The 14014-nt window shown below is 63.1% G+C and carries 14 protein-coding genes; 5 read left to right on the top strand and 9 right to left on the bottom strand.

Translation table 11 applies throughout. The annotated features are described in order from the left end of the window. Positions 1-37: 37 nt before the first annotated feature. Positions 38-916, top strand: a complete 879-nt coding sequence (locus D906_RS03675) for a LysR family transcriptional regulator (protein WP_016711834.1) — start codon at positions 38-40, stop codon at positions 914-916. 52 nt (positions 917-968) lie between these two features. Here D906_RS03675 and D906_RS03670 read toward each other — a convergent pair whose 3' ends face one another. Then, positions 969-1496: a hypothetical protein gene (locus tag D906_RS03670; RefSeq protein ID WP_019099588.1), complete on the bottom strand. Its 528-nt coding sequence runs from the start codon at positions 1494-1496 to the stop codon at positions 969-971. Between the two features lie 215 nt (positions 1497-1711). Here D906_RS03670 and D906_RS03665 point away from each other — a divergent pair, with 215 nt between their 5' ends. Next, positions 1712-2710 (top strand): sensor domain-containing diguanylate cyclase, encoded by a 999-nt coding sequence (locus tag D906_RS03665; protein WP_025753862.1) that lies wholly within the window; start codon positions 1712-1714, stop codon positions 2708-2710. Positions 2711-2792: 82 nt separating this feature from the next. On the opposite strand, the gene lpdA is transcribed toward D906_RS03665, so the two are convergent. From lpdA to D906_RS03645, 4 genes are read right to left on the bottom strand one after another with little or no spacing between them, the layout of a single operon-like run. Next, positions 2793-4172 carry a dihydrolipoyl dehydrogenase gene (gene lpdA / locus D906_RS03660; protein ID WP_027615312.1) on the bottom strand — a complete coding sequence of 460 codons (1380 nt, stop codon included), beginning with the start codon at positions 4170-4172 and terminating at the stop codon, positions 2793-2795. A gap of 2 nt (positions 4173-4174) precedes the next feature. After that, positions 4175-5446 carry a dihydrolipoamide acetyltransferase family protein gene (locus D906_RS03655; RefSeq protein ID WP_027615311.1) on the bottom strand — a complete coding sequence of 424 codons (1272 nt, stop codon included), beginning with the start codon at positions 5444-5446 and terminating at the stop codon, positions 4175-4177. Then, positions 5447-6505 (bottom strand): alpha-ketoacid dehydrogenase subunit beta, encoded by a 1059-nt coding sequence (locus D906_RS03650; protein WP_012273542.1) that lies wholly within the window; start codon positions 6503-6505, stop codon positions 5447-5449. A 1-nt stretch (position 6506) separates the two neighbouring features. Then, positions 6507-7739: a 3-methyl-2-oxobutanoate dehydrogenase (2-methylpropanoyl-transferring) subunit alpha gene (locus D906_RS03645; protein ID WP_019099583.1), complete on the bottom strand. Its 1233-nt coding sequence runs from the start codon at positions 7737-7739 to the stop codon at positions 6507-6509. 198 nt (positions 7740-7937) lie between these two features. On the opposite strand from D906_RS03645, the gene bkdR reads away from it, so the two are divergent. The 3 genes from bkdR (at position 7938) to D906_RS03630 (ending at position 11305) form a co-directional block, all read left to right on the top strand. Next, entirely contained in the window at positions 7938-8423 is a 486-nt protein-coding gene (gene bkdR, locus D906_RS03640) for a Bkd operon transcriptional regulator BkdR (RefSeq protein WP_012273540.1), read from the top strand. A gap of 171 nt (positions 8424-8594) precedes the next feature. Further along, on the top strand, positions 8595-9836 hold the full coding sequence (locus tag D906_RS03635) for a glutamine synthetase family protein (protein ID WP_176431006.1): 1242 nt from the start codon (positions 8595-8597) through the stop codon (positions 9834-9836). A 128-nt stretch (positions 9837-9964) separates the two neighbouring features. Next, a complete protein-coding gene (locus D906_RS03630; protein ID WP_025753858.1) occupies positions 9965-11305 on the top strand; it encodes an MFS transporter in 1341 nt (446 codons plus the stop codon). Positions 11306-11395: 90 nt separating this feature from the next. Here the strand turns inward: D906_RS03630 and D906_RS03625 are convergent, their stop codons facing one another. From D906_RS03625 to flgA, 4 genes are all read right to left on the bottom strand, one after another. After that, positions 11396-12139: a flagellar brake protein gene (locus D906_RS03625; RefSeq protein ID WP_025753857.1), complete on the bottom strand. Its 744-nt coding sequence runs from the start codon at positions 12137-12139 to the stop codon at positions 11396-11398. Positions 12140-12219: 80 nt separating this feature from the next. Continuing rightward, a complete protein-coding gene (locus D906_RS03620) occupies positions 12220-12687 on the bottom strand; it encodes a flagella synthesis protein FlgN (RefSeq protein WP_016711824.1) in 468 nt (155 codons plus the stop codon). A gap of 49 nt (positions 12688-12736) precedes the next feature. After that, positions 12737-13051 carry a flagellar biosynthesis anti-sigma factor FlgM gene (flgM, locus tag D906_RS03615; RefSeq protein ID WP_012273535.1) on the bottom strand — a complete coding sequence of 105 codons (315 nt, stop codon included), beginning with the start codon at positions 13049-13051 and terminating at the stop codon, positions 12737-12739. Positions 13052-13215: 164 nt separating this feature from the next. Beyond that, positions 13216-13968: a flagellar basal body P-ring formation chaperone FlgA gene (gene flgA, locus D906_RS03610; RefSeq protein ID WP_019099579.1), complete on the bottom strand. Its 753-nt coding sequence runs from the start codon at positions 13966-13968 to the stop codon at positions 13216-13218. Positions 13969-14014: the final 46 nt, after the last annotated feature.

The following is a 14014-nucleotide window of genomic DNA, read 5'->3' as shown; positions in this document are numbered from 1 at the left end:
CTGAAATAGTAGGCCTAAAAAATATAGGCCTCATACCGTGTATCTCGACAGCCCCACCCGGCACTCGCTCCAGCTCAATGCCTTGCGTGCCTTCGAGGCGTCTGCGCGCCTGGGCGGTTTCGCGCGTGCCGCCCTCGAACTCAAGGTCACCCCAGGGGCCATCGCCGCCTTGGTCAAGACGCTGGAAAACGAATACGGCGCTGCGTTGTTCGAGCGCCATGCCAAGGGCGTACGCCTGACGCCCCTGGGTGAGAGCGTGAAAAGCCAGTTCACCGAGGCGTTCGATGCAGTGGAAGCCGCCGCGCGCACGTTACGGCGGCTGGCTGCGCCGCAGCGTGTGCACATTGTAACGTCGCCGGCCCTGGCGCAGTTGTGGATAGGGCCACGCCTGCCGGAACTGACCCGCCTGCTGGCGCCCATCGAGATTTCGGTTACGGCGGTGGATGAGCCGCCCAACCTCAAACGTAGCCCATTCGACCTGTGCCTGTTCTACACCGAAAAACCCGAACGCTGGCAGCGCAGGATCGCCACGGAAGAAGTGTTGCCCGTATGCGTACCCGCCTTGGCAGAGAGCATCATCACCCCTGCGGACCTTGCCAATGCCCGTTGCATTGCTGACGTAGGCTGGAATGACTGGGCGGTGTGGGCCGGCGCAGCCATGCCGGGGCACAATTTCGTGGCCCGTGGGCCGGGTTTTTCCCTGTACTCGATTGCATTGCAGCAGGCGTTGCTGGCTGCCGGTGTGCTGATCGGGCGCAGAAGCCTGGTGCAACGCTATCTGGACAGCGGCGAACTGGTGGCGCCCATCGACTGCGCGGTGCCTTTGGGCATGACCATTGCCGCGTGGCGATTACCGGGTGCCAAGGGCAACCAGGTGGTGGCTGCGGTGGAGGAGGCGCTGCTGCAGTTGGCTTGAGCCTTGGCGCTGCCTGTCGGGTGGCGCCCCCGACAGGCCTCGTCGCCAATCCTCACACGTGGCTTATCGCGTCTTCATTGCCATCTGATGTGCCGTCTGCCTGGGAGAGCTGTTCTTGTGCTTTCTCCTGGACCCGGTTCTCGATCTCCTCTTGCAAGCGCTGAGCGATCAACTCGCCGACCTTGGCCTTCACCTCTGGCGGCAGGGCTTCGTACTGCGCTTCGGTCAGGCCAATTTCGCTCAGCAGTTTTTCCTTGATCATCTCGCCGTGCGATTTGGACATCAGGTCCTGAAACGCTTGCCGGGCAGTGCTGGTGGTCAGTTGCTCCGGGCTGTCCTGCCCGGTTACGCCAGAGCCAAGGTTTTGCAGCATCACCTTGAATTTGGCGAAAGCCTCCTCCCGGGCATCCTCAGCGTTCTGCTGCGCCGTGTTGCCTTGGTTTTGCTGCTGGGCTGTCGTGCTGGCGGTGGTGATTGCCGTGCGCAAATCCGTAGCCTGCGCCGCAGCCTGTTCATCGTTGGCGCGCTGTGGTTGATGGAGCGTGGGCTGCCAGCTGACGCCGTTGTGGGCGATTATCATGTTTCCTCCTTGGAAATCGTGTTGGCAGGCGTTACGCGCAAAAGCCATGCCAGCGCTATGGCAGCTGGAAACCGGGCGTTGGGGCTATTCCGGTTGCACGCTGGCGGGCATATGCTTGCCCGTCACAGGCATCATCTTGCCGCCTGCGGCAATTACCACCACTGTCGGCAGCCCCTTGACCGGAGCGCAGTTGCTGGGCATCAGGGAGAGCGTCCATGAATCAGGAAACCAGGCCGGCCCCCGCTGGCTTCAGTGAACAGCAGTTGCACACATTGTTCGAGTTGATCAGCGATGGCATCTGGGACTGGAATGCCAACACCGGCTACGTCTATCGCAACCCGGGCTGGTACGCGATGCTCGGCTACGCCAGCCACTCCATGGCCAACTCGGTACTGACCTGGGAAAGCGTGATCCACCCGGAAGACTACCCACGGGTAATGGCGCATTTCGAGGCGTACATCCGTCAGCATAACGAGCGCTACCTCATCGAATACCGCTGCCGTTGCCACGATGGCAGCTACCTGTGGATCGAAGACAGCGGCTACATCATCGACCGTAACGAAGACGGTTCGGTGGCGCGCATGCTCGGTGCTCACCGCAATATCGACGCCGGCAAACGCCTGGTCGAGCAGCTGGAGCAGAAGAACCAGTCGCTGGAAGGGCAAGTGGCCGAGCGCACCCGTGAGTTGTCCTGGGTGAACCAGCAGTTGCAGCGGCAACTGGACGAGAACCGTGAGTTGGCTGAGCGCGATGCGTTAACCCGCATTGCCAACCGCTATCGGTTGGAAAAGGCCTTGCAGCGGGAGTGCGAGCGGGCGCAGCGCTTTCGCCAGCCGTTGTCGCTGATCGCCATGGACCTGGATGATTTCAAACCGATCAACGACCGCTACGGGCACGCCCGGGGCGATGCAGCGCTGGTGCGGGTGGTCGACAGCCTGCGGACCTGCCTGCGCGAACTGGACCTGTTGGCGCGCTGGGGCGGGGACGAGTTCGTTATCGTACTGCCGCAGAGCACGCTGGGCGAGGCGCTGGATGTCGCCGGGCGCTTGCGCCAGGTGATGGCGCAACTGGAACCGGTGGGGGAGTGCCGTCTGACCATGAGTTATGGCGTGGTGCAGTGGCAGGAAGGGGAGGACCAGCATGCGCTGCTGGCGCGGGCTGATAAGGCAATGTACCGGGCCAAAGGGGCCGGCAAGAATGCCATCGCCGAGTGAATTGGTTTGCCGGTACAGGTATAAAAAAGACCCGCAGCGCCTCTCGGCGCGGCGGGCCAAATCGGCCTCGGCCGCTTCAGTGTCAGATATGCAGGGCGTGGCCCAGGGCACGCAGTGCCGCTTCCTGTACCGCTTCACCCAGGGTCGGGTGGGCATGGATGGTACCGGCCACATCCTCCAGGCAGGCACCCATCTCCAGCGACTGGGCAAACGCCGTGGACAGCTCGGAAACCGCCACGCCAACCGCTTGCCAGCCCAGGATCAGGTGGTTGTCACGCCGCGCGACCACGCGCACGAAACCGCTTTTCGACTCCAGGCTCATGGCCCGGCCGTTGGCGGCGAACGGGAACTGCGCGACGATGCAGTCCAGGCCTTGCTGAGTGGCCTGTTCCGGCGTCTTGCCGACCACGACCACTTCCGGGTCGGTGAAGCACACGGCGGCTATCGCAGCGGGTTCGAAGCGGCGTGCCTTGCCGGCGATGATCTCGGCCACCATCTCGCCCTGGGCCATAGCCCGGTGCGCCAGCATCGGTTCGCCGGCCACGTCGCCGATGGCCCAGACGTTGTGCATGCTGGTCTGGCAGCGCTCGTCGATGGCAATCGCGGCACCATTCATCTTCAGGTCCAGGCATTCCAGGTTGAAGCCCTTGGTGCGTGGGCGGCGGCCCACGGCTACCAGCACCCGGTCGGCTTCCAGGCGCAGTTGTCCGCCCTTGCCATCGTTGGCCAGCAGGCAGCCATTTTCGTAACCTTCGACGCTGTGGCCAAGGTGCAGGGCGATACCCAGCTTTTTCAGCGACTCGGCCACCGGGGCGGTCAGTTCGCTGTCGTAAGTCGGCAGGATGCGCTCGCGCGCTTCCACCACGCTGACCTGCGCGCCGAGCTTGCGGTAGGCGATACCCAGCTCCAGGCCGATGTAGCCACCACCCACCACCACCAGGTGTTGCGGCAGGGCTTTCGGTGCCAGGGCCTCGGTCGAGGAAATCACCGGCCCACCCAACGGCAGCATCGGCAGTTCGACACTGCTGGAGCCCGTGGCCAGCAACAGGTGCTCGCACTGGATGCGCTGGCCATCCACCTCGACCTGCTTGCCATCAAGCACCTTGGCCCAGCCGTGCACCACCTTCACCCCGTGCTTTTTCAGCAGGGCGCCGACACCAGTGGTCAGGCGATCGACGATGCCGTCTTTCCAGGCCACGCTCTGGCCGATGTCCAGGCGTGGCGAAACCACGCTGATGCCCAGCGGCGAGGGTTCGGTAAAGCGCGAGGCCTGGTGGAACTGCTCGGCCACATGGATCAGCGCCTTGGACGGAATGCAGCCGATGTTCAGGCAGGTACCGCCCAGCGCCTGGCCTTCCACCAACACGGTAGGGATGCCCAGTTGCCCGGCGCGGATGGCCGCCACATAGCCGCCAGGGCCGCCGCCGATGATCAACAGGGTTGTCTGGATAGTCTGTTGCATGCTCACTCCACGAACAGGCAGGCGGGTTGTTCGAGCAGGCCACGCATGGCCTGGATGAACAGGGCGGCGTCCATGCCATCGACCACGCGGTGGTCGAACGAGCTGGACAGGTTCATCATCTTGCGCACGACGATCTGGCCGTCGATCACCACGGGCCGCTCAACCATGCGGTTGACACCGACGATCGCCACTTCCGGGGTGTTGACCACCGGCGTGCTGACGATGCCGCCCAGGGCGCCGAGGCTGGTCAGGGTAATGGTCGAACCGGACAGCTCTTCGCGGCTGGCCTTGTTGTTGCGCGCAGCGTTGGCCAGGCGTGAAATCTCACCGGCATTGGCCCACAGGCTGCCCGCTTCGGCGTGGCGCAGCACGGGTACCATCAGGCCGTTGTCACCTTGGGTGGCGATGCCCACATGCACCGCGCCATGGCGGGTTATGATCTGCGCTTCGTCATCGTAGGTGGCGTTTATCTGCGGGAAGTCACGCAGTGCCACGACCAGGGCGCGCACCAGGAACGGCAGCAGTGTCAGCTTGCCGCGGCTGTCGCCGTGCTTGCTGTTGAGCTGCTGGCGCAGGGCTTCCAGGGCGGTGACGTCGATTTCTTCCACATAGCTGAAGTGCGCGACCCGGCGCTTGGCGTCCTGCATGCGCTGGGCGATCTTGCGGCGCAGGCCGATCACCGGCACCTGCTCGCTGTCGGTGCGCCTGGCATAGCCATTGGGGGTTTGCCCGGCAGCGCTTTGCGGTTTGCTCATGAACGCGTCGAGGTCTTCGTGCAGGATGCGCCCGGCCGGGCCGCTGCCGTGCACATAACGCAATTCGATGCCGGCATCGAGGGCACGTTTGCGCACCGCCGGCGAGGCCAGCGGCTTGTCGCCCGGCTGGCGCGGCACGATGGGCGCTGCCTCGTGGCTGGCTGACGCCTGGTACGCCGCCGGTTTAACGTCTTTCTGTGGTTCAGGTTTAGCGGCTACCGGTGCCGCAGGCACTTCGGCCGGCTTGGCTTGCGGCACATCCACATGGTTGCCGCTGCCTTCCACTTCGATGCGGATCAGCTCACTGCCGACCGCCATCACTTCACCTGGCTGGCCACCTAAGGCCAGCACCTTGCCGCTGACCGGCGACGGGATTTCCACGGTGGCCTTGTCGGTCATGACGTCGGCTACTACCTGGTCCTCGGCGATGATGTCGCCCACCTTGACGAACCATTCCACCAACTCGACCTGCGCGATGCCTTCGCCAATGTCCGGCATCTTGATGACGTGCGTGCCCATTCAGACCTCCATGACCTTTTTCAATGCCGCACCTACCCGCGAAGGCCCTGGGAAGTAAGCCCATTCCTGCGCGTGAGGGTAGGGGGTGTCCCAACCGGTGACGCGCTCGATCGGCGCCTCCAGGTGGTGGAAGCAGTGCTCCTGCACCAGCGACACCAGTTCTGCGCCAAAGCCACAAGTACGGGTGGCCTCGTGTACTACCACGCAACGGCCGGTCTTTTTTACCGACTCGACGATGGTGTCCAGGTCTAGCGGCCACAGGCTGCGCAAGTCGATCACTTCGGCATCCACGCCACTTTCTTCGGCGGCCACCTGGGCAACGTACACGGTGGTGCCATAGGTGAGCACGGTCACGTCATTGCCGGGGCGGGTGATGGCGGCCTTGTCCAGTGGCACGGTGTAGTAGCCATCGGGCACGGCGCTGTGCGGGTGTTTCGACCACGGCGTAACCGGGCGGTCATGGTGGCCGTCGAACGGGCCGTTGTACAGGCGCTTGGGCTCCAGGAAGATCACCGGGTCGTCGCATTCGATCGAGGCAATCAGCAGGCCTTTGGCGTCGTACGGGTTGGATGGCATTACGGTGCGCAGGCCGCACACCTGAGTGAACATCGCTTCCGGGCTCTGGCTGTGTGTCTGGCCGCCATAGATACCGCCACCGCAGGGCATACGCAGGGTCAGCGGGGCGATGAACTCGCCGGCCGAACGGTAGCGCAGGCGGGCCATTTCAGAAACGATCTGGTCGGAGGCCGGGTAGAAGTAGTCAGCGAACTGGATTTCCACCACCGGGCGCAGGCCGTAGGCACCCATGCCCACGGCGGTGCCGACGATCCCGCTTTCAGAGATGGGCGCGTCGAACACGCGGGACTTGCCGTACTTGGTCTGCAGGCCTTCGGTGCAGCGGAACACGCCGCCGAAGTAGCCGACGTCCTGGCCGTATACCACCACATTGTCGTCGCGCTCAAGCATGACATCCATGGCCGAGCGCAGGGCCTGGATCATGGTCATGGTAGTGGTGGCCATGGCGGTTTCCGGGTTGATGCTGTTGTTGTGGTCGTTCATCTCAAACCCCCAGTTCCTGGCGTTGGCGGCGCAGGTGGTCGGGCATCTCCTTGTACACGTCCTCGAACATCGAGGCGGCGCTCGGGATGTGACCGTTGGCCAGGGTGCCGTACTGCTCGGCTTCTTTTTGCGCAGCAATCACGGCCGCTTCGAACTCGGCCGTGGTGGCCTGGTGTTCTTCTTCGGACCAGTGGCCGATCTTGATCAGGTGCTGCTTCAGGCGGGCGATCGGGTCACCCAGCGGGAAGTGGCTCCAGTCATCGGCAGGGCGGTACTTGGACGGGTCGTCCGAGGTCGAGTGCGGGCCGGCACGGTAGGTGACCCACTCGATCAGGCTCGGGCCCAAACCACGGCGGGCGCGTTCGGCAGCCCAGCGCGAAGCGGCGTAAACGGCGACGAAGTCGTTGCCGTCCACCCGCAGCGAAGCGATGCCGCAGCCCACGCCACGGCCGGCGAAGGTGGTCGACTCGCCACCGGCGATGGCCTGGAAGGTTGAGATGGCCCACTGGTTGTTGACCACGTTGAGGATCACCGGGGCGCGGTAAACGTGGGCAAAGGTGAGGGCGGTGTGGAAGTCCGATTCGGCAGTGGCGCCGTCGCCGATCCAGGCCGAGGCAATCTTGGTATCGCCCTTGATCGCCGAGGCCATGGCCCAGCCGACCGCCTGCACGAACTGGGTCGCCAGGTTGCCGCTGATGGTGAAGAAGCCGGCCTCGCGTACCGAGTACATGATCGGCAGCTGGCGGCCCTTGAGGGGGTCGCGTTCGTTGGACAGCAACTGGCAGATCATCTCCACCAGCGACACGTCGCGGGCCATCAGGATGCTTTGCTGACGGTAGGTGGGGAAGCACATGTCGGTGCGGTTAAGCGCCAGCGCCTGGCCGCTGCCGATGGCTTCTTCGCCCAGGCTCTGCATGTAGAAGGACATCTTCTTCTGGCGCTGGGCAACCACCATGCGGCTGTCGAAGATCCGCGTCTTGAGCATGGCGCGCATGCCTTGGCGCAGGATCTGCGGGTCGATGTCTTCAGCCCACGGGCCTTGGGCGTCGCCTTGCTCGTCGAGCACGCGGACCAGGCTGTAGGACAGGTCGGCGGTGTCGGCAGCGTCGACATCGACAGGGGGTTTACGGGCTTGACCTGCATCGTTCAGGCGCAGGTAGGAAAAATCGGTCTGGCAGCCTGGCCGGCCGGTGGGCTCGGGCACATGCAAACGCAGGGGGGCGTACTCGTTCATGCTTTTTACGCTCGCTCGGGTATTTGTTTTTGTGAGCTCTGAAGCGGCCGCCGCTGAGTACCGGCTTGTGACTGGTAAGTCAGCGTCCCCTACATCTTAGTGGTCCGGCAGGAGAATTTTTCTCTCAAGTTGATTGCCTTTGCCGAGCGGGGCAGATAAACATTCCGCATAAACACAAAAAACCGGTGATTTTGTCTCATGCGCAAACTCGATCGTACCGATATCGGCATTCTCAACAGCCTGCAGGAAAACGCCCGCATCACCAACGCCGAGCTGGCACGCTCGGTCAACCTGTCGCCCACGCCCTGTTTCAACCGGGTGCGGGCCATGGAAGAGCTGGGGGTGATCCGCCAGCAGGTGACCTTGTTGTCGCCCGAGGCGTTGGGGCTGGATGTGAATGTGTTCATCCATGTCAGCCTGGAAAAACAGGTAGAGCAGTCGCTGCACCGCTTCGAGGAAGAAATTGCCGAACGGCCCGAGGTGATGGAGTGCTACCTGATGACGGGCGACCCGGACTACCTGTTGCGGGTACTGCTGCCGAGTATCCAGGCGCTGGAGCGGTTTCTCGATTACCTGACCCGGTTGCCGGGTGTGGCGAATATCCGCTCGAGTTTTGCCTTGAAACAGGTGCGCTACAAGACAGCCTTGCCGTTGCCGGCCAATGGCATGACCTTGCGCGAATAGAAGAGGCCCCAGGCGTTCGAGAGGCTGCTTGATATTTTAAACACCCCCAGCCTATGTTGTTGTCAGCCTACAACAACAAGGACAAGCGTCATGAGCATCGCTCAGCTCCAGGGCATCGATGAAATCGAATGCGTCACCCCCGACCTCAACGGCGTCCCACGCGGCAAGGTGATGACCGCCGAAGGCTTTCTCGAAGGCCGCCGCCTGCAGATGGCCCGTGGGGTGCTGCTGCAATGCATCATGGGCGGCTACCCGCCGGCGAAGTTCTACGGCAGCGACGACGGCGACCTGGCGTTGGTAGCGGAACCCAGCCAGGTTCATCGCTTGCCCTGGAGCGATGACGGTCGCGCCCTGGCCATCTGCGATGCCAATGAACTGGATGGCCGGCCCTCGGCACTGTCCACCCGGGGCCAGCTGAAGGCCGTGATCGCCCGCTACGCAGCGTTGGGTCTGGCACCGGTAGTGGCGACCGAGCTTGAGTTCTTCGTGTTTGCCCCCAACAGTGACCCGCAGCAGCCGTTCCAGCCACCGCTGGGCACCGACGGCCGCCGCGAGCTGGGCCATTCGGCGTTCAGTGTCAGCTCCAACAACGGCCTGCGCCCGTTCTTCAATGAGGTGTACCAGTGCATGGCCGCGCTCGGCCTGCCGCGCGACACCTTCATGCACGAAATGGGCGTCAGCCAGTTCGAGATCAACTTGCTACATGGCGACCCGCTGCTGCTGGCCGACCAGACCTTCCTGTTCAAACACCTGCTCAAGGAAGTGGCACTCAAGCACGGGCTGACCGTGGTGTGCATGGCCAAACCGCTGGCGCGCACGCCTGGCAGTTCCATGCATATTCACCAGAGCCTGGTCGATACCGGCAGCGGGCGTAACGTGTTCAGCGATGAGCAGGGCCAGCCTACCGATACCTTCCACCATTTCATCGGCGGCCTGCAGGCATGCATGGCCGACTTCACTGCGCTGTTTGCGCCCAACGTCAACTCGTACCAGCGGCTGTGCCACCCCTATGCGTCGCCGAACAACGCCTGCTGGTCCGAGGACAACCGTGCAGCAGGCTTGCGCATCCCGGCCAGTGCAGCGGTAGCGCGGCGGGTGGAAAACCGCTTGCCCGGCGCTGACGCCAACCCCTACCTGGCCATCGCCGCCTCCCTGGCCGCGGGGTTGCACGGCATCGAGCAGCGCCTGCAACCTTCGCCGGCGATCCAGGGCGAGTTCGAAGTGCCGGAGCACTTGAGCTTGCCATGCACCCTCCATGCGGCGCTGGAGCGGCTCAAGCGCAGCGCGCTGGCGCGGGAACTGTTCGGCAGTGAGTTCATCGAAGGCTACATCGCCAGCAAGACCTTGGAGCTGACCGATTTCTTCGACGAAATCACCCCGTGGGAGCGCCGGGTTCTGGCGGCACAGGCCTGATCGCGACACGACCTGCACCGGACACGCCCCGGCTGCACCATTTTGCAGTCGGGGGCCTGCAAGGACCGGCGTTTGCCCTTATGCTGCTAGCACCTACCGCCACCTGACCAGGGAGCATTGCGGGACGTATGCGAAATGTATGGAAGCCGTTTCAGTCGTTGTATTTCGCCGCGCTGATGATGTTGATCGGCTCGGGTCTGCTCAGTACCTACCTGGCGTTGCGCCTGGCGGCTGACCATGTCGACAGCCTGTGGGTGGGCGCGTTGATGGCGGCCAACTATTTTGGCCTGGCGGTGGGCGGCAAGGTCGGCCACCGGCTGATCGGCCGGGTAGGGCACATTCGCGCCTATGCCACCTGCGCCGGCATCGTCGGTGCGGCAGTGCTCGGCCATGGCCTGACCAGCTGGCTGCCGGCCTGGGTCGGGCTGCGCATGATCGTGGGCCTGGGCATGATGTGCCAATACATGGTCATCGAGAGCTGGCTCAACGAGCAGGCTGATGTGAAGCACCGTGGCGCGGTGTTCAGCGGCTACATGATCGCATCGTACCTGGGGCTGGTGCTTGGCCAGCTGATCCTGGTGGTGCACCCCGCGCTCGGCCCGGAGCTGCTGATGCTGGTGGCGATGTGCTTTGCCTTGTGCCTGGTGCCGGTGGCGATGACCCGGCGCATTCACCCGGCGCCCTTGCGCCCGGCGCCGATGGAGCCGAAGTTCTTCATCAAGCGTGTGCCGCAATCGCTCAGTACGGTATTGGGCTCGGGATTGATCGTCGGCTCGTTCTACGGCCTGGCGCCCTTGTATGCCTCCAGCCAGGGGATGACGACCGAGCAGGTCGGCCTGTTCATGGGTAGCTGCATTTTTGCTGGCCTTTTGGTGCAGTGGCCACTGGGCTGGTTGTCTGATCGTTACGACCGGGCGGTGCTGATTCGCAGCGTGGCAATAGGCCTGGCGTTGGCCGCTGCGCCCTTGGCGATACTGCCCAGTGTGCCGCTGGAGTTGCTGTTCGGTATCGGCTTTTTGATTTCGTTGCTGCAGTTCTGCCTGTACCCGCTGGCGGTGGCGTTTTCCAACGACCACGTGGAAAGCGAGCGGCGGGTGTCGCTGACCGCCATGCTGCTGGTGACCTACGGTGTGGGTGCGTGCATCGGGCCCCTGGCGGCGGGCGTGCTGATGAAGGTGCTGGGCGCACAGATGCTGTACGCGTTCTTTGTGTTCTTCGCCTTGGTGCTGGTGTGGCGCATTCGGCCGAAAGCGGTTACCGGGCTGCACCAGGTTCAGGATGCGCCGCTGGGCCACGTGGCGATGCCGGCGGCCGGTTCGCCGTTGTCGGCAGCGCTGGACCCACGGGTGGATGAGCAGACCGTGCAGGACATGATGCAGGCGCCGGTAGCGGCTGAAGATACCGAGGATGAAGACAAAGGGGCTGAGCAACAGGCAGCTGAACCGGAGGCGGTCAGCAAGTCGGTGTAAGCCAGTACCGGCCTCTTCGCGGGGCAGGAAGAGCACAAATGAAAACGCCACCTCAGCAGGTGGCGTTTTTGCTTAACAGCTAGCCGACGATCAGTAGTCGTCCTTGTCGAACCGCCGCGCCTCACGCTGCAGCTGGTATACAAAGCTCTCGATCTTGCGCTGTGCCTGCCCGCTCAGGTTATGGAAGCGTACGCCGGCAAAGGTGGTGTTGATGCGCTCTTCATAGTGCAGGTGGCGCAGTTCGACCATGGTGTCCACCAGGCCCAGCGGGTTGCCCGCCTTGAAACGCTCGTACACCTGGCCCAGTTGCAGGCGGTCTTCGACATTGCCTTCAAAGCGCAGTTTGCAGCCGGTAGCCGAGATATCCAGCAGTTTGCCGCGCAGGGCCCCGTTACCCTTCAGGTGGGCGCCGTCGAGGATGATATCGACCAGTTGCGACAACTTCAGCGCGGCGCGGAAGGCATTGCGGCGCTGGTGGTAGGTCATCTCTTCTGGCATGGGGCCGCTGTAGCAGCGGTGGCCGTCGACTTCGGTAATCTTCAGCGTGTGGTTGCATTCCCAGGCGATGCGCACGCCATCGTGGAAACCTTCGATGCGGAAGTGCTCGCCGTTCTCGATGAACTTCTCACCATCGCGGGGGATCATTTCGTCCAGGGCCAGGGTGTTGCTTTCACGGTCCACGTGCACCACATAGCTCTGAAAGCGCTGGCTACGGTCGTGGAAGGTGATGATGAGGGGGTCGTGGCTTTCCTGCAGCTGCCGTAAGTTGGCCGCAATCTCCAAGGGGGTGCTCAGCACCTTTGGCGGTTGCGGGGCATCGGATTCATTGAACACGGCTTATCGTTCTCCAGGCAAAAGCGACACACGCAATTAACGGCATTTTGCCAGTATGTTCCGTGCCTTGATAGAAAAAATCACACTTGGCTGAGGGCCCGTGGCTTGGCCAGCGGCGAGGTGCTGCCGCGGCTGTCGTACAGCGACGGCGAATCGCCGCCCATGAGGATCCGGATCTGGTTGCTGGTGACGTGTTGCTGCACCTGGATGATCCGGCCATTGGTCTCGTTAAGCTGTTGGCAGGCTTGCATCAACTGGCTGATCACGTCGAGTTGTTGCAGGATCAATTCACCGTTGGGCGATTGTGCCGCCACAGCCTCCACACCGGCGCGGTCTGCGCTCAGGCCAAGGCTGGTCAGCAGGTTGTTGCGCCGCAGGCCTTGCTGCTCGAGCAACACGATCAATGACTGCTTGCGGGCCAAAATATTTTCCAGCGGAGCCATATCGCGGCCATGCAGGGCTACAGACTCCTTTTGCAGGAGGTCGAGCAGTTCCTGCATCGGGGCAATGTCGTCTTCGATCAGTTGCAGCAAGGTGATGTCGTGCATGGCTAACTCTTGGCTTTTCTAGCGTCCGTGAAGTCAGCGCGCCGAACGGTCAGCGCTGAGCTTCGAAATCGAGCAGTTTGCTGGCGACCCGGCCGGCATCGACCTGGTAGCTGCCGTCGGCGATCGCCTGTTTCAACTGGGCCACACGGGCGCTGTTGACCACCGGCTCGTCGCGCAGCTTGTCGCTGATCTTCTGCAACTGCTGTGCCTCTTGGCTGAGGTGTACCGCTTCTCCGCTGGTGCTGGTGGCGCTTGCCGCTTCCTGGCTGGCTGCCGGTTTTTCGGCACTGCCGGACGCGGTGTTGCCGCGCACGCCGCCCGTGACGGACGGAGAGTTATTCAAACGACTGAAGTCGATGACCATGATCAGAAACCTCTGGGTATTTGGACGCTTGCCTTGTTTTCGGCCAACCCGATAGAAACTTTAGGCACAAATGCATCGCCGCCTGTCAGCAAGCTCGCGAACCCGTGTTCTGACACAGTTTAGGAAAAGCGGTTCCTCACTGCCAGCCTAATCTGGTGGCCGGCCTACATACTGACCTCGACTTGGCCGGGGCCGGTCACCCTGGCCTTCACCACTCGCTTGGAGTTGAGGTTGCGTACCCGTATCTGCTCGCTCAGGCCGCCCTTGCTCAGGGCCTCACCCGGCATGCGCACGCTCAGGCTGCCGCTGCGGGCAATGATTACCACCTGGTCACCCTTGCGGACCACCTCGGCCTGTTCCAGATGCTGCGGGGTCAGCACCTGGTCGATCACCGTGGGGCGCAGCATCTTCATGCCCACTGCCTGGTCCAGTTCAGTCAGAAAGCCCTGGCCAAGGGTGCCGACATCGCGCTCGCGCAGGGCCACGTCGCCTTCGCCAACCGTGTTGTCGCGCTTGAGCGGGCGGGTTACCACCACCACGTCGCGGAACAGCCGCACGGTAGCCGGTACGAACACTGTCCACGGGGCTGCGCTGTCGCAGCGGACCCGTACCGTTACCCGGCCTAGCGGCAGGGCGGGGCTTTCCAGCGAGGCGTCCAGCGGCTGGCTGCACAGTGGCATGCGCAGGCGCGGGTCCAGCGGGTTGACCTGGATCTCATAGCGACCAGGGGTCTGGGTGGTGGCCAGGTAATCTTCTACCGTGAATTCAAGAAACCCTTGGGTGACACCGATAAGTTGTTCAGGCAAGGTGAACGCGTCCGCTAACGTACGAACGCCGGGCGCCAGCAGGCACAGCGTGGCCAGCAAGCCGGTCAGCAGGCGCGTCAATCGTCGGAAAAATGTCGTTTTCGTGTGCATGACGCTCAAAAAAGCAAAGCCCGTGCCGACTCGCTACCTGAGTTGC

The sequence above is a fragment of the Pseudomonas sp. LAIL14HWK12:I1 genome (assembly GCF_003202095.1).
In the GTDB taxonomy this organism is placed as follows: domain Bacteria; phylum Pseudomonadota; class Gammaproteobacteria; order Pseudomonadales; family Pseudomonadaceae; genus Aquipseudomonas; species Aquipseudomonas monteilii.
The sequence above is the reverse complement of the archived record's forward strand: the minus strand, read 5'-3'. Positions and strand labels throughout refer to the sequence as shown.

Coding starts and splice junctions, on each gene's coding strand:
- lpdA (WP_027615312.1), bottom strand. CDS start 4,172: ATGCAACAGACTATCCAGACAACCCTGTTGATCATCGGCGGCGGCCCT.
- D906_RS03630 (WP_025753858.1), top strand. CDS start 9,965: ATGCGAAATGTATGGAAGCCGTTTCAGTCGTTGTATTTCGCCGCGCTG.
- D906_RS03665 (WP_025753862.1), top strand. CDS start 1,712: ATGAATCAGGAAACCAGGCCGGCCCCCGCTGGCTTCAGTGAACAGCAG.
- D906_RS03670 (WP_019099588.1), bottom strand. CDS start 1,496: ATGATAATCGCCCACAACGGCGTCAGCTGGCAGCCCACGCTCCATCAA.
- D906_RS03655 (WP_027615311.1), bottom strand. CDS start 5,446: ATGGGCACGCACGTCATCAAGATGCCGGACATTGGCGAAGGCATCGCG.
- D906_RS03645 (WP_019099583.1), bottom strand. CDS start 7,739: ATGAACGAGTACGCCCCCCTGCGTTTGCATGTGCCCGAGCCCACCGGC.
- D906_RS03635 (WP_176431006.1), top strand. CDS start 8,595: ATGACCGCCGAAGGCTTTCTCGAAGGCCGCCGCCTGCAGATGGCCCGT.
- D906_RS03650 (WP_012273542.1), bottom strand. CDS start 6,505: ATGAACGACCACAACAACAGCATCAACCCGGAAACCGCCATGGCCACC.
- bkdR (WP_012273540.1), top strand. CDS start 7,938: ATGCGCAAACTCGATCGTACCGATATCGGCATTCTCAACAGCCTGCAG.
- flgA (WP_019099579.1), bottom strand. CDS start 13,968: ATGCACACGAAAACGACATTTTTCCGACGATTGACGCGCCTGCTGACC.
- flgM (WP_012273535.1), bottom strand. CDS start 13,051: ATGGTCATCGACTTCAGTCGTTTGAATAACTCTCCGTCCGTCACGGGC.
- D906_RS03620 (WP_016711824.1), bottom strand. CDS start 12,687: ATGCACGACATCACCTTGCTGCAACTGATCGAAGACGACATTGCCCCG.